This window comes from Pseudomonas sp. 20P_3.2_Bac5 (assembly GCF_025466035.1).
Classification (GTDB): Bacteria; Pseudomonadota; Gammaproteobacteria; order Pseudomonadales; family Pseudomonadaceae; genus Aquipseudomonas.
Map to the genome: position 1 here is coordinate 37972 of NZ_JANLOA010000047.1, position 24721 is coordinate 62692.

Sequence of the window (24721 nt, forward strand, 5' to 3'; positions counted from 1 at the left end):
TGACCCCGCCCAGTGTCCGGTTACTGGCCCCGACCGATCAGCGGTCATATCGCACTTTGCCGAGCCCGCCGTTGTCCATCCCATAACTTCCCTGACGATGGACACGGCCATGGACGCTTGGTGGCATGAGGTGTGGGTGACGCTGGTGGCGGAATTCGCCGACATTACTGATGCCAAGCAACTGACGCAGGTTTCGGTGCGCCTGGTGATGGCGGCGCTGTTGGGCGCGGTGCTGGGTTTCGAGCGAGAGATGAAGGGCAAGGCCGCCGGGGTGCGCACCCATATGCTGGTGGCGATCGGCGCGGCGCTGTTCGTGCTGGTGCCGCGCATGGCCGGGGCCGACGATGCGGCGTTGAGCCGGGTGGTGCAGGGCATCGTTGCGGGGATCGGCTTTCTCGGTGCCGGGACCATTCTCAAAGGCCACGATCAGGACGCCAGCCATGTGAAGGGCCTTACGACCGCAGCCGGCCTGTGGATGACCGCCGCGATCGGCGTGGCCGCCGGTATGGGACGCGAAGCCACGGCGCTGGTCAGCACGCTGCTGGCGCTGGCGGTACTGGGAGTGATGCCGCTGGTGGTGAATCGCCTGGAAGGCAAGGACGAGGAACGCGAGGAGAAAAACTGAAAGGCCGGAATGCACTGAGGGGAGCCGAAGCTCCCCTCAAAGATTGTTGCGTGCTCTTTTTTTGTTATTGGAGGGCGGCCTATTGTTGTTTTTGGCAGCCGTTGCCTCTTTGGTGCATGTGCGATCCCCATTCGGGATCAAGAGCAAACGTATTTTTTTGAGCGCTGATAGACCTTCATCATTGCTGATCCAACCGTGACGGGCGCTACCTTGAGGTAGTTTTATTGTTCTCTGTCTGGTTGCGGGGCACGCCCCCGAAAAGCCATCCTCTCCAAAAAAATCAGTTAGCTTCGCCTCTACCGTTTTGTTCTTGTTGTTCGAGAGCCGTTACGTCTTATTTTTATTGGGTTTGCCGCATTTCTTATTGTTGTTGTACGGAAGATATAGCAGGTGCCGTGCCAACTTTTTAAAACCTAATAAAATCAATAGTTTATGGATTTCAGGGGAAAAGCTGGCACGGGGAATTCTGCTGATTTGTTTCCGTGTTACCCGGAATTTCCCTGTGAAGTGTGAATGCGGTAACACTTTGTGTCAGTGAGGGCGGTGTTACCGCCGGGCCTCAGCCGGCGTTACGGGCGCGCGCCACACGGGAGCCATTGGCGCGGCCCAGCACCGCGCTGATGCGCTGGCCGGCATTGATGAGTTTTTCCAGGTCGATACCGGTCTCGATGCCCAGGCCCTGGAGCATGTACAGCACGTCTTCGCTGGCGACGTTGCCGCTGGCGCCCTTGGCGTAGGGGCAGCCACCGAGGCCCGCGACCGAGCTGTCGAATACGTTGATCCCTTCCAGCAGGCTGGCATAGACATTGGCCAGGGCCTGGCCATAGGTGTCGTGGAAGTGCCCGGCCAGTTGCGGGCGCGGCACCTGGGCGCCGACCACGTTGAACAGGTGACGGGTCGCGCCGGGCGTGCCGGTGCCGATGGTGTCACCGAGCGAGACCTCGTAGCAGCCCATCTCGTACAACTCGCGGGCGACCGCGGCGACCTGGCTGGCGTCCACCTGGCCTTCATACGGGCAGCCCAGCACGCAGGACACATAGCCGCGCACGCGCACACCGTGCTGGCGCGCACCCTCCATGATCGGCGCGAAACGTTGCAGGCTCTCGCTGATGGAGCAGTTGATATTGCGCTGGGAGAACGCCTCCGACGCTGCGGCGAACACCGCCACTTCCTTGACCCCGGCGGCGAGCGCGTCCTCGAAACCGCGCAGGTTCGGCGCCAGGGCCGCATAGGTGACACCGGGCTTGTGCTGGATCCCGGCGAAGACCTCGGCCGACCCGGCCATCTGCGGCACCCATTTCGGCGAGACGAAACTGCCGACTTCGACGTAGGACAGGCCAGCGGCGGTCAGGTCGTCGACCAGCCGGACCTTGTCCGCGACGCTGATGGGTTGGGCTTCATTCTGCAGACCGTCGCGAGGACCGACTTCGACCAGACGAACTGTGGCGGGCAATGGCATGGCTTCGGGTTTCCTGTGTGGGCTCAGTGGCCGTTCTTCTGATTGTTCAGGGTGTTGGTCAGCGCCAGCATGCAGCGCTCTTCGGCGGTGTCGAGTTCCAGTTGCATCTGCTGGATGTCGAGCAGTTGCTGTTCAAGTTGGGCGCGGCGCTCGGCGATCTTGGCCAGCATGCTGTTGAGCTGCTTGGTGTTGCCGCCGGAGGGATCGTAGAGCTCGATCAGCTCGCGGCATTCGGCGAGGGAGAAACCGATGCGCTTGCCGCGCAGGATGAGCTTCAGGCTGACCTTGTCGCGGGCCGAATAGATACGCTCCAGACCGCGGCGCTCGGGGCTGAGCAGCCCCTGTTCCTCGTAGAAACGGATCGCCCGGGTGGTGATGTCCAGCTCGCGGGACAGGTCGGAGATGCTGTAGGTCTGGCTGCTCATTGCGCGGGGCTCGATGATGAAGGCAATGGGCCTAACCTATAGGCAGGTTTACGTTTACGTCAAGGTCGGCGTAGGAGCGAGCTTGCTCGCGAATGGCCGTTACCCCTGCATCCGCGCAATCACCTGCCACAACCGTGGATCCTCGAAATCCGCCACCACCAGTTGCGCCCCGGCCTCCAGCAACGCCTCGGGCCGCTGGCTGGTGGACAAGCCCACGGTAAAGATCCCCGCGCCGCTCGCCGCCTTCACCCCCGGCAACGAATCCTCGAACGCCAGCGAATGCGCGGCCCGTGCATCCAGCCTGTGCAGACCGGTGAGGTAGGGCAGGGGGTCGGGCTTGGCCCGGGCCAGTTCCTCGGCCACCAGCACATGCTCGAAGCGCCCGGCCAGGCCCAGGGCATTCAGCATGTGCTCGGCATTGGCCCGCGGCGCGTTGGTGACCACCGCCATGCCGATCGCGTTTTTCTGTGCATGCGCCAGCAAGGCCAATAGTCCGGGGGTGGGCTGCAGGGTCGGCGACAGCGAGCGAAAGCGCGCTTCCTTGCGGTCGGCGAAATCCAGATGCTCGCTCAGCGGGCGATCAGGAAACAGGTAGCGGCACAAATCCGCATTGGCCCGACCACTGACATGGGCGTCGAAGTCTTCCTCGGTGAGGGTGCGGCCTTCTTCGCTCAGCAGTTGCTGCATGGCCAGCAGGTGGAGCTTGTCGGTATCGGCGAGGGTGCCATCGAGGTCGAACAGCAGGGCATCGAGCATGGAGAACATCCGTGAATCAGGAGGCGGCCATGATAACCGCAACGGCACGCCGATCAGCGGGGCTGGTCAGCCGGAAACGAAAAGAGTACAAATGTGCTCCATGACGACTCTATCTCCAAAACGCGCTGCCATCCTCACCTTCATCCGCGACCGCATCGCCGATAAAGGGCAGCCCCCCAGCCTCGCGGACATCGCCCAGGCCTTCGGCTTCGCCTCGCGCAGCGTGGCGCGCAAGCATATCCAGGCGCTGTGCGAGGCCGGCCTTATCGAAATCACCCCCAACCAGGCCCGCAGCATCCGCCTCGTCGGCCGGCTGCGCCGTCCCGAAGTGCTGGAAATCCCGGTGCTGGGCCAGGTGGCGGCGGGTCGGCCGATCGGCCCGGACGTGGGCATCCACGAACAACTGATGCTCGACGCCCACCTGTTCAGCCGCACCCCGGATTACCTGCTCAAGGTTCGCGGCGACTCGATGATCGACGACGGCATCCTCGACGGCGACCTGGTTGGTATCTACCGGCAGACCGACCCCCGTGACGGCCAGATCGTCGTCGCCCGACTCGATGGCGAGGTGACCATCAAGCGCTTCGAAAAGGCGGGCGGTCACTACCGATTGCTGCCTCGCAACCCGGCCTATGCGCCGATCGAGGTCGGCCCGGATCGCGACTTCGTCATCGAAGGCGTGTTCTGCGGCCTGGTGAGGCGCGACTGATGGGCGCGGTGGTCAGCCTCGACGGGCTGCTCGACACACGGCGGGTCTGGAAGGGCCGGCCGCTCGCCGAGTCCCACGGCCTGCAGCCCACCGGGCATGCCGCCCTGGATGCGCTGTTGCCGGGCGGCGGCTGGCCACCGGCGGCGCTCAGCGAATTGCTGCTGAGTGAAGAGGGCGCGGGCGAACTGCACCTGCTTTGGCCCAGCCTTGCGCGGTTGAGTTCGGCGGGCGAGCGTATCGTCCTGGTGGCGCCGCCCTTCATTCCCTATCCACCGGCCTGGCAGGCGGCGGGTGTCGATCTGCGTTGGCTGTCGGTGGTTGAGGCGAGCACCGCGGAAAGTCTTTGGGCCGCGGAGCAATGCCTGCGCTCCGGCAGTTGTGGCGCCGTGCTGTGCTGGCCCCGGCGTGCTGACGACCGTGCGCTGCGGCGGTTGCAGGTGGCGGCGGAAACCGGCCAGGCGCTGGCGTTCGCCTGTCGCGATCAGTCGGCGGCGCTCAACCCGTCGCCCGCTGCCTTGCGGATCGCCATCGATGCCAGTCCGGCACGCTGGCGGGTGCTCAAGTGCCGTGGCGGGCTGGCGCCGAATACCCCGATTGCCGCACCCGGCCGTGTGGGCTGACGTGCCATGCTCTGGGCCTGCATTCTCTTGCCACAACTGGCGCTCGACTGCGTGCTGCGCGGACGTGACGACGCCGAGCAGCCGCTGGTGCTGCTCAGCGGCCCGGCCACGCGCCGGGTTCTGCAGGCGGTCAACCCGGCCGCCCGCGCCCTTGGCCTGCGTGCAGGCCAGAGCCTGACTGCCGCGCAGGCCCTGGCCCAGGGCTTCAACATGGTCGAGCACGACGCGGCGGCCACCGAGCAGCAGCAACAACTGCTCGCCGCCTGGGCCTACCGCTTCAGTTCCCAAGTCAGCCTGCATTACCCGCGTGCCGTGTTGCTGGAGGTCGAATCCAGCCTCGGCCTGTTCGGCCCCTGGCCGCAATTCGAGGCGCGCTTGCGGGCGGAACTGACGGCGCTGGGCTTTCGTCACCGGATCGTGCTGGCCAGCAACCCGGTGGCGGCGCGCATGTTGGCCAATGCCTACGACGGTCTGGCCGCGACCGATGCCGAGACGACCCGCGCCGCCCTGGCTGCCATGCCCATTGACCGCCTCGGCCTGCCTGCGGAGGCGGCCACGGCGTTCGGCCGCATGGGCCTGCGCCAGCTCGACCAGGTGCTGGCGCTGCCCCGCGAAACCCTGGCCCGGCGTTTCGCCGCAGCCGTGCAGTTGCACCTTGACCGGCTGCTGGGGCAGCGCGCCATGGCCCTTGACTGTTACCTGCCGCCCGACCGTTTCGAGGCCCGCCTGGAGCTGAATTTCGATGTGGAGTCCAGCCAGGCGCTGCTGTTTCCGCTGCGTCGCCTGATCGGCGATCTGGCGGCCTTTCTCGCCGGGCGCGATGCGGGCGTGCAGCGCTTCAACCTGTTTCTGCAACACGCCGAAGGCCCGGACACCTTGTTGCAGGTCGGCCTGCTCGCCGCCGAACGCGATGCCGGGCGTTTGCTGGAACTGGCCCGCGGCCGTCTTGAGCAACTGAGCCTGAGAGCCCCGGTCCGCACCCTTCGGCTGACCGCCGAAGAGCTGCCGGCGTTCGTGCCCCAGGCCAGCGAACTGTTCTCGGCGCGACCGCAACAGCAGCACAGTTGGGAGCAGTTGCGCGAACGCCTGCGTGCGCGGCTCGGTGACGAAGCCGTGCGCGGCGTCGGGCTGGTGGCCGACCACCGCCCCGAATGCGCCTGGCGCAGCGATGGTCCGGCCTTGTCGCCGGCCAGCGGCAACCAGGCCCCGCGCCCCGGTTGGTTGCTGGCCGAGCCGCGCGCCGTGCCGCCGACGAGCGTGCGCCTGCTGGCCGGGCCGGAGCGCATCGAGTCTGGCTGGTGGGACGGCGGCGATGTGCGGCGCGATTACTACCGGGTCGAAACCGATAGCGGCCTGCGCGGCTGGGCCTACTTTCACAGCGGCGAGCGCGATGTGCTGTGGCTGCAGGGCTGGTTCGCATGAGCATGGGGTATGCCGAGTTGCACTGCCTGTCGAACTTCAGTTTCCAGCGCGGCGCGTCCAGCGCCCAGGAGTTGTGTGGCCGCGCCCGGCAACAGGGTTATCAGGCCCTGGCGATCACCGACGAGTGCACCCTCGCCGGTATCGTCCGCGCCTGGCAGGCGGCGCATGAGGTGGGGCTGCCGCTGATCGTCGGCAGCGAAATGCGCGTCGAGAACGGCCCGAAGCTGGTGCTGCTGGTGGAGAACCTGCGGGGTTACCAGCACCTGTGCGGCCTGATCACCCGGGCCCGGCGACGGGCGGAGAAGGGCAGCTATCGGTTGCTGCGCGAGGATTTCGACAATCCTCCGGAAGGCCTGCTGGCGTTGTGGGTTCCGGATGACCTCGACGACCCGGAGCCAGGGCACTGGCTGCGCGACGTGTTCGCCGAGCGCCTGTGGCTGACGGTGCAACTGCATCACGGCCACGACGATCGTCAGCGTCTGGAGCGCTTGCTGGCGCTGGCCACGACCCTGGGCATTCCGGCGGTGGCCAGCGGTGATGTGCACATGCACGCTCGCGGTCGACGCGCCTTGCAGGACTGCATGACCGCCATTCGCCATCACACCACCGTCGCGGAAGCCGGGCACCGCCTGTTCGCCAATGGCGAGCGGCACCTGCGCAGCCTGCCGCAACTGGCGGCGCTGTACCCGTTTGCGTTGCTGGAAGAAAGCACGCGGATCGCCGAGCGCTGCCACTTCGACCTCAAGCGTGACCTGAAATACCACTACCCCCACGAAGTCGTGCCCGCCGGCTACAGCGCCAGCGCCTGGTTGCGCGCGCTGTGCGAGCGGGGCATCCCCCGGCGCTGGCCGCAGGGCATCGGTGCCAAGGACCGCGAGGCGCTGGAGCACGAGCTGGAACTGATCACCGACCTCAACTACGCGTCCTATTTCCTGACGGTCCACGACATTGTCCAGTTCGCCCGCGAGCGAGGCATCCTCTGCCAGGGTCGGGGTTCTGCGGCCAACTCGGTGGTGTGTTTCGTGCTGGGTATCACCGAGCTCGACCCGAGCCGGAGCAATCTGCTGTTCGAGCGTTTCCTGTCCCGCGAGCGCAACGAGCCGCCGGATATCGACGTGGACTTCGAGCACGAACGCCGCGAGGAAGTCCTGCAATACGTGTTCAACCGCTATGGTCGCCATCGGGCGGCGTTGACTGCGGTGGTCAGTAGCTACCACGCTGCGGGCGCGGTGCGGGATATCGGCCGGGTGCTGGGCCTGCCACCGGATCAACTGGGTGCCCTGGCCGATTGCTGCGGGCGCTGGAGCGATCGTGTGCCGTCCGCCGAACGCCTGGTCGAAGCCGGTTTCGACCCGGACAGCCCGCTGCTGCACCGGGTGCTGACGCTCACCGGCGAGCTGATGGGTTTTCCTCGGCACCTGTCCCAGCACCCCGGTGGTTTCGTCATCAGCGAGCAACCGCTGGACACCCTGGTGCCGGTGGAAAACGCAGCGATGGAAGGGCGCACGGTGATCCAGTGGGACAAGGACGACCTCGATGCCGTCGGTCTGCTCAAGGTCGATGTGCTGGCCCTCGGCATGCTCAGCGCCTTGCGCCGTTGTTTCGACCTGTACGCCTTGCATCGCGGCCAGCGCCTGACCATTGCCAGCATTCCCGCCGATGACACGCCGACCTACGACATGATCAGCCGCGCCGACACCATCGGCGTGTTCCAGATCGAGTCGCGGGCGCAGATGGCCATGTTGCCGCGATTGAAGCCCAGAAAGTTCTACGACCTGGTGATCCAGGTGGCGATCGTCCGGCCGGGGCCGATCCAGGGCGATATGGTTCATCCCTTTCTGCGGCGACGTAACGACAAGGAGGAAGTGACGTATCCGTCCCTCAAGCTCAAGGCGGTATTCGAGCGCACCTTGGGCGTGCCGCTGTTCCAGGAGCAGGTCATGTCCCTGGCCATCGTCGCCGCCGACTACACCCCCGGCGAAGCCGACGAACTGCGCCGCTCCATGGCCGCCTGGAAGCGCCACGGCGGTCTGGAACCCCACCGCCAGCGGCTGACCGAAGGCATGCTGAGAAACGGCTACGACCTGGCGTTCGCCGAGCGCATCTTTGAGCAGATCAAGGGCTTCGGCAGCTACGGTTTTCCCGAGTCCCACGCCGCCAGCTTTGCCTTGCTGACCTACGCCAGTTGCTGGCTGAAGTGCCATGAGCCGGCGATCTTCGCCTGTGCGTTGATCAACAGTTGGCCGATGGGGTTCTACAGCCCCGACCAGATTCTGCAGGACGCGCGCCGCCACCGGATCGAGACCCGTCCGGTGGATGTGCATCACAGCGATTGGGATTGCGCCCTGGAACCGGGTGAAGACGGTCAGTTGGCGCTGCGCCTGGGCTTGCGCCAGGTACGCGGGTTTCGCCAGGACGATGCCCTGCGTCTGGTGCGGGTGCGGGAAGAACGGGGTTTTCGCGATGTCGCCGACCTGTGCCTGCGCGCCAGCCTCGACGGTCGCGCCCGTGACCTGCTGGCCGATGCCGGTGCCCTCGCGGCGCTGGCCGGGCACCGCTATCAGGCGCGCTGGGAGGTGGCGGCGGTGCAGGCGCAATTGCCGCTGTTCGCCGGCATCGAACCCACCGCCGAAGCGCCCGTCGAGTTACCTGCGCCGAGCATCGGCGAAGACCTGTTCGCCGATTACCAGAGCGTGGGCACCACCTTTGGCCCACACCCGCTGTCGTTGTTGCGTCGACGCCTGACGGGGCTGGGTTGTCGCAGTTCGCAGGGGCTGGAGGGCGTGGCCCATGGTGATGTGATCAGCGTGGCGGGTCTGGTGGTGGGCCGGCAGCGACCGCAGACCGCCAGCGGCGTGACCTTCGTCACCCTGGAAGATGAGTTCGGCATGCTCAATGTGGTGGTCTGGCGCGACCTGGCCGAGCGTCAGCGGCGGGTGCTGGTGGGGGCGCAATTGATGCGGGTGATGGGCAAGCTGGAGTTTGCCGACGGCGTGCGCCATCTGATCGCCCGCCGCCTGGAAGATCTCAGCCCGCTGTTACACGGGCTGGATGTGCGCAGCCGGGACTTTCACTGAGCCTCAGACCATCGCCAGGCGCTGCTTGCGGGTCGGCGCAGGAAACGCCTGGTCGATGGCGTGCAGGTCTTCGGCGCGCAAGGTCAGGTTGGCCGCGGCGGCATTGAGCTGGACATGGCGCGGCTCCACCGCCTTGGGAATGGCGATCACCCCGTCCTGGCGGGTGACCCAGGCCAGGCACACCTGCGCCGGCGTGACGCCATGGGCTTCGGCGATCTGCGTCAGCACCGGGTGGCGCAGCAGGCGGCCTGCCTGGGCCAGCGGGCAGTAGGCCATGACTGGCACCTGCTGCTCGCGGCACCACGGCAGCAGGTCGAACTCGATGCCACGTTGCTCGGGGTTGTACAGCACCTGATTGGTGGCGCAGGTCGGCTGATCGAGTTCACGCATGTCGTCAGTGTCGAAGTTGGACACGCCCCAGCGCCCGATCTTGCCGGCCTCGCGCAACTGCTCGAAGGCTTCGACGGTTTCTTCCAGCGGGTACTGACCGCGCCAGTGCAGCAGATAAAGGTCGATGTGCTCGGTGCCGAGGCGCTGCAGGCTGCGTTCGCAGGCGGCGATGGCGCCTTTGCGGCTGGCGTTGTGCGGGTAGACCTTGCTGACCAGGAATACCTTGTCGCGACGGCCAGCCAGCGCCTGGCCGACCACCTTTTCCGCGCCGCCTTCGGCGTACATCTCCGCGGTGTCGATCAGCGTCAGGCCGAGGTCGATGCCCTGTTGCAGGGCTGCGACTTCACGCGGGCGCTGGCCAGGGTCCTCGCCCATGTACCAGGTGCCTTGGCCGATGATGGGCACCTGTTTGTCGCCGAGCGTTGTGTTGCGCATGGTTGAACATCTCCTTCTTGAGTGTAGTGGGGCCGCACATCACACCAGCGCGGGCTCCTTGATCTGTTCCATCAATACGTCCAGCACCGCCTGCGCCGCCGCCGACAGCTTGTGGTCCGCCAGCAGGATCACCCCGATCCGCCGCTCGATACTTGGTGCCACCAGCGGCACGCATTGCGCCCCCAGCTCGCGCATCTGGCCGATGCACAAGGCTGGCACCGCGCTGACCCCCAACCCATTGGCGACCATCCGGCCAATCGTGGACAACTGATGGCTCTCGAACGCCACCGCCAGCTTGCCGTGGTCCGCCGCCACATGCCGTTCCAGCAGCAGGCGCACCGCCGAAGGACGTTGCAGGGTGATGAAATCTTCCTTGAGCAGCTCTTGCCAGCGCACCTGTGGCTGCTGTGCCAACGGTGAGTCGGTTGGCACCACCGCGACGAAGCGGTCCAGGTAGAGCGGCTTGAACAGCAGCGGTTCGCTGGTTTCCGGCTCGAAGCCGATACCCAACTCGACCCGCCGATGGCGCACCAGTTCCAGCACTTGTTCGTTGATCACGTCATGCACGGTGACGTTGACCCGCGGGTAACGCTCGCGAAACACCTTCAACACCGGCGGCAGCAGGTTACCGGCGAAGGCCGGCATGGCGGCGATGGACACCCGCCCCAGTTGCAGGGTGAAGCGCTGGCGCAGCAGCTCTTCGGTGTTGTCCCAGTCGGCCAGCAGTTGCCGGGCCAACGGCAGCAGGACTTCGCCCTCCGGGGTCAGGCTGACGCTGCGCGTGGTGCGGCTGAGCAGGGTGCCGCCCAGGTGTTCTTCCAGGCTCTTGATGGTCAGGCTCAGGGCTGGCTGCGACAGGTGCAGGTGCTCGCCGGCCTGGGCAAAGCTCTGGTAAGTGGCGACGGCGACGAAGGCACGCAATTGCTTGACGTTCATGGAATTGTTTTAAAAACCAAATCAATCGATGAGAAAAACAAAATTAACAAATCAGTCGCCAGGGGAGAAGATGCCGACAGACGCTTCCCGACACGCTGTCGGGCTCTTACAACGACAAAAGGCGGATCAGCATGGCCGGACTGGACAAGCGCGTAGCAACCTATGAACAGGCCCTCGAAGGCCTGACCGACAACATGACGGTACTGGCGGGTGGTTTTGGCCTGTGCGGCATCCCGGAAAACCTCATCGCTGAAATCAAGCGCCGCGGCGTCAGCGGCCTGACCGTGGTTTCGAACAACTGCGGCGTTGATGGTTTCGGTCTGGGCGTGCTGCTGGAAGACCGCCAGATCCGCAAGATGATCGCCTCCTACGTTGGCGAAAACGCCGAGTTCGAGCGCCAGTTGCTCAGCGGCGAGCTGGAGGTGGAACTCACCCCGCAAGGCACCCTGGCCGAGAAAATGCGCGCTGGCGGCGCCGGTATTCCGGCCTTCTACACCGCCACCGGCTACGGTACGCCGGTTGCCGACGGCAAGGAAGTGCGCCAGTTCAACGGACGCAACTACATCCTCGAAGAAGCCATCACCGGTGATTTCGCCATCGTCAAAGGCTGGAAAGCCGACCACTACGGCAACGTGGTCTATCGCAACACCGCACAGAACTTCAATCCGCTGGCGGCCACCGCCGGCAAGATCACCGTGGTCGAGGTCGAGGAAATCGTCGAGCCGGGCGTGCTGCTGCCGAGCGAGATCCATACCCCGGGCATCTACGTCGACCGGGTCATTGTCGGCACGTTCGAAAAGCGCATCGAAAAACGCACGGTCAAAGCCTGACCCGTCCTTGCACAGAACAACAAAGAGATCCTGACCATGGCACTTACCCGCGAACAAATGGCCCAGCGCGTCGCCCGCGAACTCAAGGACGGCTACTACGTCAACCTCGGCATCGGCATCCCGACCCTGGTGGCCAACTATGTCCCGGCTGATATCGACGTGATGCTGCAGTCGGAAAACGGCCTGTTGGGCATGGGCGAATTCCCTACCGAAAGCCAGCTCGATGCCGACATGATCAACGCCGGCAAGCAGACCGTGACCGCCCGGCGTGGCGCGTCGATCTTCAACTCCGCCGAGTCCTTCGCCATGATCCGTGGCGGCCATGTCGACCTGACCGTGCTTGGCGCGTTCGAGGTGGATGTGGAAGGCAACATCGCCTCGTGGATGATCCCCGGCAAGCTGGTCAAGGGCATGGGCGGGGCGATGGACCTGGTGGCTGGCGCCGACAACATCATCGTCACCATGACCCACGCTTCCAAGGACGGCGAGTCCAAGCTGCTGCCGCGTTGCAGTCTGCCGCTGACCGGTGCCGGCTGCATCCGCAAGGTGCTGACCGACCTGGCTTACCTGGAGATCGAGAACGGCACGTTCATCCTGCGCGAGACGGCGCCGGGGGTGAGTGTCGAGGAAATCATCGAGAAGACTGCGGGCAAGCTGATCGTGGCGGATGATGTGAAGGAAATGACCTTCTGATTTTGTAGGGACTTTCGGGCCTCATCGCTGGCAAGCCAGCTTCCACAACTACAGCGCTGTTCTGACGATCTGCGATGCCCGTGGGAGCTGGCTTGCCAGCGATGAGGCCCAAAGGCCAGCGAATACACACCGGGTTGTAAATGCACTCGCGGGGCCGGCCCGGGACAAGGAACCACGCACTCCTTGCCCCGAACCGACCCCGCGATTGTTTTTCTACGCCTTCACATCCCGCTCATCCTGCGCCACCACCGCCTGGCACAACTCGATCATCTGTTCGCGCATCCAGCGGTTGGCCGGGTCCTGGTCGGTGCTTTCGTGCCAGTACAAATGGGTTTCCAGCGGCGGCACGTCATTCACCGGCAGGCTCGCGTAGTTGAGGCTGTGCCGGCGGGCGAAGCGCTCGGGCACGGTCATGACCATGTCGGTCTGCTGCAAGACCTGCGACGCCATCAGGTAATGCTGCGAACGCAGCGCGATCCGCCGTTGCAGGCCCATCTTGCCCAGCGCCAGGTCGACATAACCCAGGCCGTTGCGGCGGCTGGAAATGTGGATGTGGGTCAGGCTCATGTACTCGTCGAGGCTGATCTTGTCCTTGGCCATCGGGTGGCCCTGGCGCATGGCGCACACGTATTGGTCCTGGATCAACTTGACGTGGCGCACCTGCGGGTCGGTGTTGAGCGGCGCATCGACGGCGAAATCCAGGCGGCCAGCGGCCAGTTCCTTGGTGGTTTCGCGGCGTTTGCACAGGAAACTCTCGATCACCACCGCCGGCGCCAGGCGCCGCAAGCGCTGGAACAGCGGCGGCAGAACCACCGCCTCGGTGAGGTCGGTCATGCTGATGCGGAAGGTCTTGTTGGCCTGCAGCGGATTGAAGATGCGGCTTTCCTGCACCGACACCCGCAGCAGCGACAGCGCGTTGCGCACCGGACCGATGATGTTCTGCGCCATGGGCGTCGGCACCATGCCCTGGGCAGTGCGCACGAACAGCGGGTCATTGAAGGTTTCGCGCAGGCGGGCGAGGGCGTTGGATACCGCCGGCTGGGTGATGCCGACGATCTGCCCGGCGCGGGTCAGGTTGGCTTCGGTGTAGATGGCATCGAAAACGATGAACAGATTGAGGTCGACCTTGCTCAAGTTCATGGCACTGCTCTTGTTGGCGTTATGGGGTCGATCATATATCGGTTATGAATGTTTATACACGCCGAAAATAGACTAGGTGGATTTTGCCCGGTGATCTAGCATCGATTCCAGATCCCTTTCACGAAGAAGGTACTGCTCATGGATTTCGCCTACTCACCCAAGGTCCAGGCCCTGCGCGAACGTGTCACCGCGTTTATGGACGCCTATGTCTATCCCGCTGAACCGGTGTTCGAGCAACAGGTCGCCGAGGGCGATCGCTGGCAACCGACCGCGATCATGGAAGAACTGAAGAACAAGGCCAAGGCCGAGGGCCTGTGGAACCTGTTCCTGCCCGAGTCGGAACTGGGCGCCGGGCTGACCAACCTGGAGTACGCGCCGCTGGCGGAAATCATGGGCCGTTCGTTGCTGGGGCCGGAGCCGTTCAACTGCTCGGCGCCGGACACCGGCAATATGGAAGTGCTGGTGCGCTACGGCAGCGCCGAGCAGAAACGCCAGTGGCTGGAGCCGCTGCTGCGCGGTGATATTCGCTCGGCCTTCGCCATGACCGAGCCGGACGTCGCGTCGTCCGACGCCACCAACATGGCCGCCCGCGCGGTGCGCGACGGCGACGAGTGGGTCATCAGCGGTCGCAAGTGGTGGACCTCCGGCGCCTGCGATCCGCGCTGCAAAGTGATGATCTTCATGGGCCTGAGCAATCCGGAAAACCCGCGTCACCAGCAGCACTCGATGATTCTCGTGCCGACCGACGCGCCCGGCGTGACGATCGTCCGTCCGCTGCCGGTGTTCGGCTACGACGACGCGCCGCACGGCCACGCCGAAGTGCTGTTCGAGAACGTGCGTGTTCCGTATGACAACGTGATCCTCGGCGAGGGCCGTGGTTTCGAAATCGCCCAGGGCCGCCTTGGCCCGGGCCGTATCCACCACTGCATGCGTTCGATCGGCATGGCCGAGCGGGCGCTGGAACTGATGTGCAAGCGCTCGGTGGAGCGCACCGCTTTCGGCCGGCCACTGGCGCGGTTGGGCGGCAACGTCGACAAGATCGCCGATTCGCGGATGGAGATCGACATGGCCCGCCTGCTGACCCTGAAAGCGGCGTACATGATGGACCACGCGGGCAACAAGGTGGCCCGTAGCGAAATCGCCCAGATCAAGGTGGTGGCGCCGAACGTGGCGTTGAGGGTCATCGACCGGGCGATCCAGATTCACGGTGGTGCCGGGGTTTCCGCCGACTTCCCGCTGGCCTACATGTACGCCATGCAGCGCACCCTGCGCCTGGCCGACGGCCCGGATGAAGTACACCGGGCGGCGATCGGCAAGTACGAGATCGGCAAGTATGTGCCGAAGGAAATGCTGCGCGGCAGTCACTGATACGTTCAGCAAGTACTTGTCGCTCTGTTGGCCTTATCGCTGGCAAGCCAGCTTCCACACAGTCCAAAGCCTGTGGGCGCTGGCTTGCCAGCGATGAGGCCATATGTTCAATGCTCTTTCTGCGGCTCCTTCTCATCCCGCGTCTTGAACAGCGACAGCACCACCCCGCCCGCCAGCAGCCCGAACGTCACCCCCAGCGACAACAACGCCGGAATCTTGCCGATGAACCCGTGCAGGAAAATCTTGCCGCCAATGAAGATCAGCACCAGCGCCAACGCGTACTTCAGGTAGACAAACCGGTGCATCAACGCCGCCAGGGCGAAATACAACGCGCGTAGCCCGAGGATCGCGAAGATGTTCGAGGTGTAGACGATGAACGGGTCCTGGGTGATGGAGAAGATCGCCGGCACGCTATCTACGGCGAACACCAGGTCGGCCAGTTCGATCAGCACCAGGGCAAGAAACAGCGGCGTGGCGTAGCGGATCGCCTTCGATTGCCCCGCCGGAACCAGGCGCACGAAGAAGCGTGCACCGTGCAACTGGTCGGTGACCCGCACATGCTTGCGGATGAATTTGATGAAGGGGTTGTTAGCCAGGTCCGGGTGCGACTCCTGGCGGCTGAACAGCATCTTCACCCCGGTAATCAGCAGGAACGCGCCGAACATATAGAGAATCCAGTCGAACTCCTTCACCAGCGCGCTGCCGACGCCGATCATGATCGCCCGCAACACCACCACACCGAGAATGCCCCAGAACAGCACGCGGTGCTGGTAACGCCGGGGAATGCCGAAGAAGCCGAAGATCATCGCCATGACGAACACGTTGTCCATCGACAGCGACTGTTCCACCAACATCCCGGTGTAGAACTCCAGGGCACTCTGGGCGCCCAATTCGTACCAGATCCAGCCGCCGAACATCACGCCCACGCTGAAATAGCCGGCATACAGCAGCAGGCTTTCACGCATTTCGATTTCGTGCTGGTCGCGGTGCAGCACCCCGAGGTCGAAGACCAGCAGGGCGATGACGATCACGATAAAGGCCAGCCAGAGCAGGCTGCTGGTGCCGAGGAATTCGGCGCTGAAAAAATCTTGCAGAGCTGTCATGAGCCCCTCCCGATGTCGTAGTTGGCAAGCAACTGTGACTCCGACATGGCGGTTGGCGACCGTCAGAGGGGCCCGGCGTCACATGCTCCAGCCTAGTTGCCGGACACGGGGCGGGGCGGGCGAGAGCGTTACAAGGTCTTACAAGACTTTAAGAAATTTCCTTCAGCGCACCGTTCTTTCAATACACCCAGGCTTCAACCCGGCGATTGCGGATGCGGCCCTGGGTATCGGTGTTCGCCGCGACCGGCAATTCGGCGCCGAGGCCGATGACGTCGCGCAGGGTGACCTCGTGCCTGGCCAGTTCGCGGCGCACCGCCATTGCCCGCAGGCGCGACAACAGGTCGGCGCGACGGGCGTCGTCCTTGGCGTCGCCGAAACCCACCAGCACCACTTTGCCGTCGAGCTTGCGGTTCTGTCGCAGGTAGTCCGCCAGCCGCTCGATATCCCGCAGGGCCTTGTTGTCCAGGGTCGCGCTGCCTTCCTGGAAACGGAAATTGACCGACAGCCGCCGCGCCTCGCTGAGCAGGTGGCGATAGCGCGGCGGCAGGTCGGCCTGGGGTGGTTCGCTGAGCGGGCGCACCTGCTGGGCGACGAAGCCGTTGCTGGCGACGATGGCCTGGCCGCGCGGGCTTTGGGTGAAGTCCAGCAGCGCCTTGGCCAGGGGATTGCGTTGCGTCGGCGGCAGGTAGAAATACAGCCGCCGCGACAACGGATAGTCCTCGCTGGCGATCTGCTCGGCGCTCGGCAGCATGGCCCGCGAGGCCCCGTCGGCAACCGCCAGCACCCGCGCGCCGTGGACGGTGGTCAGGCTGCTGAAACCGATGGCCTGGCGGTCGTGGCGCACCGCTTCGGCCAACTGCTCGCCGGACTCGAAGCGCCGGGCGCTGCTGGCGAGGCGCTGGTGATGCGGGTCGAGCACCAGCGTCTTGAAGGTTTCCCAAGTGCCGGAGCGGTCGTCGCGGGCATACAACTGGATCGGCCCGCCGCCGACGCCGAGTTCTTCCCAGGTGGCGATGCGCCCGGAAAAGACCCCGGCCAGTTGCTCGGTGGTCAGTTGCGGAAGCGGGTTGTCCGGGTGGACCAGCACCGCCACGCCGTCCAGAGCGATGACCTGCTCGGCGTCGGCGCCGGTCAGGTTGCCCAGGGCCTGGAGTTCCGCCTGTTCGCTGTCCTTGATCGGGCGTGAGGCGGCGGCGAGGTCGGCGCTGCCGTTTTTCAGTGCGATAAAACCGGTGCTGCTGCCGTGGGCGGCGATCTCCACCCGCTGCACCTGGCCGTTGTCGTCGCGGCCCAGCACGCGCACTTCATTGGCGACGTCCGATGGCAGGGTCTCGACATTGCGCAGGCCACGTTCTTCCAGCAGGCCACGCACCAGCGCAGGCGCCAGCACCGCGCCGATGGTGTTGGAGCCCTGGATGCGCAGGGTGTCGGCGGCGGCAAGGGGCGCGAGCAGAATAAGGAGAAGGGCACAGGGGCGGATCATTGCCGGCGGAGACTCTGGAAACGAAGGTTTCGGCAGATTAAGACAGGCAGGTGACCGAAAGATGACAGGTGCGGCGGAGGCTGATCGCGAGCAGATGGCCCTTGTGGGGGACCGCAAAGCGGTCCCCGGATCGATCAGCTCAATTCAAGCCAGATCGGCGCGTGGTCGGAAGGCTTTTCCATCCCGCGCAACTCATAATCCACACCTGCCGCCTTGACCCGCGGCAACAGCGCATGGGAGGTCAGGATCAGGTCGATGCGCAGGCCGCGCTTGGGCTGGTCTTCGAAGCCGCGGCTGCGGTAGTCGAACCAACTGAACTGGTCCACCACTTCCGGGTGCAGGTGGCGGAAGCTGTCGGTCAGGCCCCAGTTCTTCAGGCGGGCCATCCACTCGCGCTCTTCGGGCAGGAAGCTGCACTTGCCGGTCTTCAGCCAGCGCTTGGCGTTGTCGGCGCCGATGCCGATGTCGCAGTCTTCCGGCGAGATGTTCACGTCGCCCATCACCACTACCGGCTGGTCGTTCTTGAACTGGGTTTCCAGCAGTGCCTGCAGGTCGCTGTAGAAGCGCTGCTTGGCCGGGAACTTGGTGGGGTGATCGCGGCTTTCACCTTGTGGGAAGTAGCCGTTCATGATGGTGATCGGGTTGCCATTGTCGTCGGCGAACGTGCCCCAGATGAAACGGCGCTGGGCGTCTTCTTCGTCGGTCGAGAAGCCCTTGAACAGGCTCAGTGGCGGCTTGCGCGAGAGCAGGGCGACGCCGTAATGGCCTTTCTGGCCATGGAAATGGACGTGGTAACCGAGGGCCTGGACGTCCGCCAGTGGGAACTGTTCGTCCGACACCTTGGTTTCCTGCAGGCCGATGACATCGGGCTGGTGCTTGTCGATCAACGCCGCCAATTGATGGGGCCGGGCGCGCAGGCCGTTGATGTTGAACGAGACGATCTTCATGGAAACAGGGTCCTGGGTAAAAGGCTGGATGCTAGCCGACATCGGCCTGGCCGGCCAGCGATGATGCCGTTGAAGCGGCTGTCTATACTCCAGCCCAACCAAGAAGGAACGTTGGCGCCGCCCGCATCTCAAAGAGCCATGCCCAACTGCCATCAGGAGAACCGTGACCATGCCTGAATCGACCCCCGCGCCGGCCGAAGTCCGTCTACTCGACAGTGGCTACAGCCGCGAGGCACGTTCGCTGCTCTACCACGCCTACCGCCACGAACCCACCTACGGTTACCTGTTTGAAGCCGAACGCGCCGGCTTCGACCAGCGCGTGCGGGCGCTGGTCCGCGAGCGGGTGCGTCAGCACTTCTATCAGGAGTTGCCGGCAATTGGCCTGCTGGTGGACGACCGCTTGATCGGCATCGCCCTGATCTCGCCGCCGGTACGCCGCCTGGGCGTCACCGACAGTTGGGCCTGGCGCATGCGCATGGTGTTGAGCGCCGGCTTCCGTTGCACCCGCCGCTACCTCGATTATCGCGCCGCGCTCATGGCCTGCCTGCCCGGCGACGCCGTGCATGTGCTGCCGCTGCTGGGCATTCATCCGCAGTTCCAGGGCAAGCACTACGGCGAGCAATTGCTGACGGCGGTCCACGACTGGTGCGCCGAGGATGAAAATTCCCACGGCGTGGTGCTGGATACCGGCAATGAGCATTACCTGGCGTTCTACCAGCGCCAGGGCTACCAGGAAATTGGCGAAATCGCTGTGGGACCGATCCGCGAGCATGTGTTTTTTCACCCGGGACCACAGCGGGTCGCACAGGAAAGTGCCTGACGCAGGCCCGACCCAGACGCCTTTCGGGTTCCAGCCATTCGCCAGGCTCTGGTAGCATCCGCGCCTATGACGTATTCAGGACGCTTCACCTGCGGTTTGATCCTGTGCCTGGCCAGCAGCTTCGCGGCGGCGGCACAGAGTGAGCTGGTTATCCGCATCAAACCCGCCAATAACGACCTCAAGGCCAATGTCGAGGGCTATATCGGTAGCCTCGGCGAGCGCGATGAAGAGGCGCTGCTGCGCTTCAGCCGCGGGGCCGAGGAACAGGCCCGCAAGGCCGCCCAGGCCCTGGGTTACTACCAGGCGCAGATCGACAGCGAGGTGCTGCCGCCGCGCGACGATGACAAGGGCCCGCGCCTGCGTTTGAACATCGAGCCGGGCGAGCCGATCCGCCTGCGCGACGTCAGCGTGCGCATCGAAGGCCCGGCCAGCCAGCTCAAATCCTTCCGGGTCCCCGACAGCCGTGCCCTGCGCAGCGGCGAAGTGCTCAATCACGGTCACTACGAAGACGCCAAGCGGCTGATCCAGAACCAGGCGTCGCGCTACGGTTTCTTCAAGGGCCACTTCGTGCGCAACCGCCTGGCGGTGGACCCGGCTGCCGGGGTCGCGGATATCGAACTGGTCTACGACAGCGGCCCGCGCTACAGCCTGGGCCGTGTGCAGTTCGACGGCGATTCACCGTTCGACGAAGAGCTGCTGCAACGCATGGTGCCGTTCAAGGAAGGCACGCCCTACGACTCCGAGTTGATCGCTGAACTGAACAACGCGCTGCAATCGAGCGGCTACTTCGAAGGCGTGCGGGTCGATGCCGCGCCGACCGCAGCAGTGGGCCAGAGCATTCCGGTGGATGTCCAGGTGCAGACCCGCAAACCGCGGACCATGAGCCTGGGCCTCGGCTTCTCGACCGACGTCGGTCCGCGTGGCAAGGCCGGCTGGACGCGCCACTGGGTCAACCCGCAAGGCCACAGCTACGGCATCGAAACCGAATTGTCGGCGCCGCGGCAGAACGTCGGCCTGTGGTACGACGTGCCCCTCGACCCGCCGCTCACCGACAAGCTGCGCTATGCCGGCGGTTATCAATATGAAGAGATCGCCGGCACCGACACCCTCAGCAAGCTGCTGACCGTCGGCCCGGAATGGCACAGCAAGTTGCCCAGCGGCTGGCAGCGGGTGATTTCGTTGAAATGGCAGCGCGAAGAATATCGCCTCGGCGACGACTCCGGCCTCAGCACCCTGTTGATGCCCGGCGTCAGCTACAGCTACCTGCGCAGCGACAACCGTATCGATCCGCACAATGGCTATCGCCTGCAATTCGATGTGCGGGTGGCCAAGGAAGGGTTGCTCTCGGACACCAACCTGGTCAACGGCACCGTGCTGGTCAAGGGCCTGACCACGCTGGCGCAGAACCACCGTTTCCTCGGCCGCGTGCAGTTCGGCGGCAGCGCCACCAACGGCTACAAATCGGTGCCGCCATCGCTGCGCTTCTTCGCCGGTGGCGACCAGAGCGTGCGCGGCTACGACTACCAGACCCTGTCACCGGAGAATGGCGACGGCGACCGCATCGGTGGCCGCTACATGGTTGCCGGCAGCGCCGAGTACCAGTACCAGATCGCCGACAAATGGCGGCTGGCGACCTTCGTCGACCAGGGCAACTCCTTCAACAATCTCGACTTCCCCAGCCTCAAGACCGGCGTCGGCTTCGGCGTGCGCTGGGTTTCGCCGGTGGGCCCACTGCGCCTGGACCTGGCCAAGGCGCTGGATGACGACGGCGGTATTCGTTTGCACTTCTCGATGGGGCCGGAGCTGTGAAGCAGGTATCGAAATGGATCGCGATCAGCCTGTTCGCGCTGCTGGTCTTGCTGCTTCTGGCGCTGGGGCTGGTACTCGGCACCCAGGCCGGCAGCCGTTGGGCACTGGGCCTGGTGCCCGGGCTTGAGGTGGACGGTTTTCAGGGCACCCTCGCCGGGCAGTGGCAGGCGGAGAAGCTGGTCTGGCAGTCGGGTGGCGACCGGGTCGAACTGGTCGCGCCGCTGCTGGAGTGGACGCCCGGTTGCTTGCTGCGGCGCACCCTGTGCGTGGACAAACTGCACGCGGCGCAGGTCGAACTGACCTTCGCGCCCACCGAAACGGACCCTGACAGCGGGCCGTTGAAACTTCCCGAACTCGACCTGCCGCTGGCCATTGAACTGGGCGAAGTGCAGGTCGGCACCCTGCGTCTGGACGGCGCCGAACAGTTGAGCGGCCTGACCCTGGCGGCGCACTGGACCCGTGAAGGGCTGAAGATCGACAGCCTCGACCTCAAGCGCGAAGACCTGCACCTGACCCTTCAGGGTCTGCTGCAACCCGGCGGCGACTGGCCGTTGCAGGCCGAAGGGCAGTTGCAATTGCCGGCAGTGGACGGCCAGGCCTGGAACCTGGCGTTGCAGGTCAAGGGCGAACTGCAGAAGAGCCTGGACCTGCAAGCCGACAGCAGCGGCTATCTGCAAGGTCGCCTCAGCGGCCAGTTGCAGCCGCTGGCCGACAACTTGCCGGCGCAAGTGCGCCTGAGCGCCACCGGCTTCAAGGCGCTGGGCAGCCTGCCGGACACCCTGCGTTTCGAGCAGTTGGAACTCACCGCCCACGGCGACCTCAAGGCCGGCTATCAACTGATCGGTGCGGGCAACCTGGCGGCGGAGCAGGGGCCGATCAACCTGGCCCTGCGCGGACGGGTCGATGCCAAGGGCGCCGAAGTGGCGGCCCTCGACCTGACCGCCACCCCGGCGCAACGCCTGGGTCTGACCGCCAGCGCCAACTGGGAACAGGCCCTGACGGCCACCGCCGCTCTCGATTGGCAGGACTTTCCCTGGCTGCGGCTCTACCCGCTGGAGCAACCGCCGCAAGTGCAGTTGCACCGGCTCAAGGCCCAGGTGCAGTACCGCGATGGCAACTACGAAGGTGATTTCAACGGCGACCTCGACGGCCCGGCTGGCGCGTTCAAAGTCAGCAGTCCGTTCAAGGGCGACCTCGGCAAGATCAGCCTGCCGCAGCTCGCACTGGAAGCAGGCCAGGGCAAGGCTGCCGGCAGTGTCAGCGTCGCGTTCGCCGATGGCGTGGCGTGGGATGCGGCGCTGGATCTCTCGGACCTGAACCCTGCGTATTGGCTGGCGGAGATGCCCGGCACCCTGGGCGGACCGCTGCGTAGCAAAGGCGAGTTGAAGAACGAAAAACTCAGCCTCAATGCCGACCTCGACCTCAAGGGCCGACTGCGTGGCCAACCGGCGGTGTTGCAGCTCAAGGCCGAAGGCGCGGGCGAGCAGTGGACCTTGGGAACCCTGCAATTACGCCTGGGTGACAACCAGGTCATTGGCAGTGGCAGCCTGCAACAGCGCCTCGCCGGACAGATCGACCTCAACCTCCCGCGCCTCGGCCAGCTTTGGCCGCAACTGCAAGGACAGATCAAGGGCCGCGTCGATGTGGCGGGCACCCTCAAGGCGCCGCAAGGTCAGTTGAAGCTGCAAGGGCAGCAACTGGCCCAGGCAGAAAACCGCCTGCAGACCTTGAGTCTCGACGCCCGCCTCGACAGCAACCAGAAAGCCCTGATCGACCTCAGCGCCAGCGGCATTCGCGCCGGCGAGACGGCGCTCGGCACGTTGACCGCCAAGGGCCAGGGCGACATCCGCCAACAGCAGTTGCAACTGGCGCTGGACGGGCCGCAGCTCAAGCTCGACCTGGGCCTGGATGGCCAACTGGACAAGGGCAACTGGCGCGGTCGCCTGGCCTCTGGCGAGATTCGCGCCGGGGGCCAGGACTGGCGCCTGCAAGCGCCGGCGAAACTGCAGCGGCTGGCCAACGGGCAGATCGATTTCGGCACCCATTGCTGGCGGTCCGGGCAGGCCAGCCTGTGTGGCGACGAGCAGCGCCTGGCGCCGGATCCGCGGATTCGCTACCACCTCAAGCAATTCCCCCTCGACAGCCTGGCGCAATGGCTGCCCAAGGACTTCGCCTGGCAGGGCCAGCTCAACGCCGATATCAATCTCGATCTGCCAGCCAGCGGGCCGAAAGGCACGGTGCAGGTGGATGCCAGTGGCGGCACCCTGCGTATCCGCGAGAAGGGACAGTGGGTTGATTTCCCGTACCAGAGCCTGCGTCTGGACAGCACGTTGGGCCCACGTCGGGTCGATACCCGCCTGGATTTTCGCGGTGGACGCCTGGGTGAGTTGAGCCTGTCGGCGCGCATCGATCCGCTGGCGCGCAACAAGCCGCTGAGCGGCGAGTTCCGTTTGAGCGGTCTGGATCTGGCGGTGGCGCGGCCGTTTGTGCCGATGGTCGAGCGACTCGCCGGGCAACTGAATGGCAGCGGGCAGATTTCCGGCACGCTGCTGGCGCCGTTGGTCAACGGCAATCTGGTGTTGTCGGGGGGCGAGGTCGGCGGGGCGGAATTGCCGATCAGCCTGCGCGAGCTGACGGTGCGGGCGTTGATCGCGGGCGAGCAGGTTCAACTCACGGGCGACTGGCGCAGTGGCGAAGCCGGGCAAGGCCGGCTGAGTGGCGAGATCGGCTGGGGCCGGGCCCTGGCGGTGGACCTGGCGCTGCAGGGGCAGCGTCTGCCGGTCAACGTCGAACCTTACGCCGCCCTCGAAGTGGCGCCTGACCTCAAGATCAGCCTGCAGGGCGAGCGGCTGGCGATCAGCGGCAAGGTGCTGGTGCCCAAGGGCAAGATCACGGTGCGCGATCTGCCGCCGTCCACCGTCAAGGTCTCCGAGGACACGGTGATCGTTGGTCATCAGACCGAGGAAGGTAAAGCGCCGATGGCCGTGGCGATGGACATCGATGTCCAGGTGGGCCAGGAAAAACTCTCGTTCAGCGGCTTCGGCCTGACCGCCAATCTGCTCGGTCATGTGCATATCGGCGACAACCTCGATACCCGAGGCGAACTGAGCCTGTCCGATGGCCGCTACCGCGCCTATGGCCAGCGCCTGACCATCCGCCGCGCGCGTCTGCTGTTCGCGGGGCCGATCGACCAGCCGTATCTGGATATCGAAGCGATCCGCAAGACCGATGACGTGATTGCCGGGATCCGCCTCAGCGGCAGCGCCGAACAACCCACCACCCAAGTGTTCTCCGAGCCGGCCATGAGCCAGGAACAGGCCTTGTCGTATCTGGTGTTGGGGCGTCCGCTGAGTACCACCGGCGAAGACAACAACATGCTGGCGCAAGCGGCATTGGGACTGGGCCTGGCGGGGAGTGCGGGAATCACCGGCAGTCTGGCGTCGAGCCTGGGCATCGATGACTTCCAGCTCGACACCGAAGGCAGCGGCAACACCACCAGCGTGGTGGCCAGCGGCAACCTGACCGAAAAACTGAGCCTGCGCTACGGCGTGGGGGTGTTCGAACCGGCCAACACCATCGCCTTGCGCTACATGCTCAGCAAGCGTTTGTACCTGGAAGCGGCCAGCGGCGTGGCCAGCTCCCTGGATCTGTTCTACAAGCGGGACTTCTGAGGC

Annotated in this window: 20 protein-coding genes; 11 read left to right on the top strand and 9 right to left on the bottom strand. The window is 65.0% G+C overall.

Features of this window, described 5'->3' with window-relative positions:
- Positions 1 to 109: 109 nt before the first annotated feature.
- Complete coding sequence (locus NTD88_RS08110) at positions 110 to 625, top strand: MgtC/SapB family protein (protein WP_095157217.1); 516 nt, start codon at positions 110 to 112, stop codon at positions 623 to 625.
- Between the two features lie 559 nt (positions 626 to 1184).
- Here NTD88_RS08110 and NTD88_RS08115 read toward each other — a convergent pair.
- The 3 genes from NTD88_RS08115 to NTD88_RS08125 form a co-directional block, all read right to left on the bottom strand.
- Positions 1185 to 2084 carry a hydroxymethylglutaryl-CoA lyase gene (locus tag NTD88_RS08115; protein ID WP_262154142.1) on the bottom strand — a complete coding sequence of 300 codons (900 nt, stop codon included), beginning with the start codon at positions 2082 to 2084 and terminating at the stop codon, positions 1185 to 1187.
- Between the two features lie 23 nt (positions 2085 to 2107).
- Positions 2108 to 2509, bottom strand: a complete 402-nt coding sequence (locus NTD88_RS08120) for a MerR family transcriptional regulator (protein ID WP_095157219.1) — start codon at positions 2507 to 2509, stop codon at positions 2108 to 2110.
- A gap of 99 nt (positions 2510 to 2608) precedes the next feature.
- Positions 2609 to 3265 carry an HAD family hydrolase gene (locus tag NTD88_RS08125; protein ID WP_262127536.1) on the bottom strand — a complete coding sequence of 219 codons (657 nt, stop codon included), beginning with the start codon at positions 3263 to 3265 and terminating at the stop codon, positions 2609 to 2611.
- 91 nt (positions 3266 to 3356) lie between these two features.
- Here NTD88_RS08125 and lexA point away from each other — a divergent pair, with 91 nt between their 5' ends.
- The 4 genes from lexA to NTD88_RS08145 are packed head-to-tail and all read left to right on the top strand — an operon-like array spanning position 3357 to position 9093.
- Entirely contained in the window at positions 3357 to 3974 is a 618-nt protein-coding gene (lexA, locus tag NTD88_RS08130; RefSeq protein WP_177454448.1) for a transcriptional repressor LexA, read from the top strand.
- Positions 3974 to 4594 carry a translesion DNA synthesis-associated protein ImuA gene (gene imuA / locus NTD88_RS08135; protein ID WP_095157221.1) on the top strand — a complete coding sequence of 207 codons (621 nt, stop codon included), beginning with the start codon at positions 3974 to 3976 and terminating at the stop codon, positions 4592 to 4594. The genes lexA and imuA overlap by 1 nt, the downstream gene beginning before the upstream one ends.
- A gap of 6 nt (positions 4595 to 4600) precedes the next feature.
- Positions 4601 to 6016, top strand: coding sequence for a Y-family DNA polymerase (locus NTD88_RS08140; RefSeq protein WP_262154143.1), 1416 nt, complete (start codon positions 4601 to 4603; stop codon positions 6014 to 6016).
- Positions 5992 to 9093, top strand: a complete 3102-nt coding sequence (locus NTD88_RS08145; protein ID WP_262154144.1) for an error-prone DNA polymerase — start codon at positions 5992 to 5994, stop codon at positions 9091 to 9093. The genes NTD88_RS08140 and NTD88_RS08145 overlap by 25 nt, the downstream gene beginning before the upstream one ends.
- A 3-nt stretch (positions 9094 to 9096) precedes the next feature.
- On the opposite strand, the gene NTD88_RS08150 is transcribed toward NTD88_RS08145, so the two are convergent.
- A complete protein-coding gene (locus NTD88_RS08150; protein ID WP_262154145.1) occupies positions 9097 to 9918 on the bottom strand; it encodes an aldo/keto reductase in 822 nt (273 codons plus the stop codon).
- Positions 9919 to 9957: 39 nt separating this feature from the next.
- On the bottom strand, positions 9958 to 10854 hold the full coding sequence (locus tag NTD88_RS08155; protein WP_095157225.1) for a LysR family transcriptional regulator: 897 nt from the start codon (positions 10852 to 10854) through the stop codon (positions 9958 to 9960).
- Between the two features lie 131 nt (positions 10855 to 10985).
- Here NTD88_RS08155 and NTD88_RS08160 point away from each other — a divergent pair, with 131 nt between their 5' ends.
- The gene (locus NTD88_RS08160; RefSeq protein WP_095157226.1) at positions 10986 to 11684 is read left to right on the top strand and encodes a CoA transferase subunit A; all 699 of its coding nucleotides are present in this window, start codon (positions 10986 to 10988) and stop codon (positions 11682 to 11684) included.
- A 36-nt stretch (positions 11685 to 11720) separates the two neighbouring features.
- Complete coding sequence (locus tag NTD88_RS08165; protein ID WP_095157227.1) at positions 11721 to 12377, top strand: CoA transferase subunit B; 657 nt, start codon at positions 11721 to 11723, stop codon at positions 12375 to 12377.
- A 213-nt stretch (positions 12378 to 12590) separates the two neighbouring features.
- Here the strand turns inward: NTD88_RS08165 and NTD88_RS08170 are convergent, their stop codons facing one another.
- On the bottom strand, positions 12591 to 13517 hold the full coding sequence (locus NTD88_RS08170) for a LysR family transcriptional regulator (RefSeq protein ID WP_262154146.1): 927 nt from the start codon (positions 13515 to 13517) through the stop codon (positions 12591 to 12593).
- A 138-nt stretch (positions 13518 to 13655) separates the two neighbouring features.
- Here NTD88_RS08170 and NTD88_RS08175 point away from each other — a divergent pair, with 138 nt between their 5' ends.
- Positions 13656 to 14885 (top strand): acyl-CoA dehydrogenase, encoded by a 1230-nt coding sequence (locus NTD88_RS08175; protein ID WP_262154147.1) that lies wholly within the window; start codon positions 13656 to 13658, stop codon positions 14883 to 14885.
- 107 nt (positions 14886 to 14992) lie between these two features.
- On the opposite strand, the gene NTD88_RS08180 is transcribed toward NTD88_RS08175, so the two are convergent.
- The 3 genes from NTD88_RS08180 to xthA form a co-directional block, all read right to left on the bottom strand.
- Complete coding sequence (locus tag NTD88_RS08180; RefSeq protein WP_262154148.1) at positions 14993 to 15988, bottom strand: TerC family protein; 996 nt, start codon at positions 15986 to 15988, stop codon at positions 14993 to 14995.
- 178 nt (positions 15989 to 16166) lie between these two features.
- Complete coding sequence (locus NTD88_RS08185; RefSeq protein WP_262154149.1) at positions 16167 to 17471, bottom strand: phosphate ABC transporter substrate-binding/OmpA family protein; 1305 nt, start codon at positions 17469 to 17471, stop codon at positions 16167 to 16169.
- 134 nt (positions 17472 to 17605) lie between these two features.
- Complete coding sequence (gene xthA, locus NTD88_RS08190; RefSeq protein WP_262154150.1) at positions 17606 to 18418, bottom strand: exodeoxyribonuclease III; 813 nt, start codon at positions 18416 to 18418, stop codon at positions 17606 to 17608.
- 169 nt (positions 18419 to 18587) lie between these two features.
- Here xthA and NTD88_RS08195 point away from each other — a divergent pair, with 169 nt between their 5' ends.
- The 3 genes from NTD88_RS08195 (at position 18588) to NTD88_RS08205 (ending at position 24718) form a co-directional block, all read left to right on the top strand.
- The gene (locus NTD88_RS08195; RefSeq protein WP_095157233.1) at positions 18588 to 19238 is read left to right on the top strand and encodes a GNAT family N-acetyltransferase; all 651 of its coding nucleotides are present in this window, start codon (positions 18588 to 18590) and stop codon (positions 19236 to 19238) included.
- 66 nt (positions 19239 to 19304) lie between these two features.
- Positions 19305 to 21047 carry an autotransporter assembly complex protein TamA gene (locus tag NTD88_RS08200; protein WP_262127618.1) on the top strand — a complete coding sequence of 581 codons (1743 nt, stop codon included), beginning with the start codon at positions 19305 to 19307 and terminating at the stop codon, positions 21045 to 21047.
- Positions 21044 to 24718, top strand: a complete 3675-nt coding sequence (locus NTD88_RS08205; RefSeq protein WP_262154151.1) for a translocation/assembly module TamB domain-containing protein — start codon at positions 21044 to 21046, stop codon at positions 24716 to 24718. Before NTD88_RS08200 ends, NTD88_RS08205 begins: the two co-directional genes overlap by 4 nt.
- The last annotated feature ends 3 nt before the right edge of the window (positions 24719 to 24721 follow it).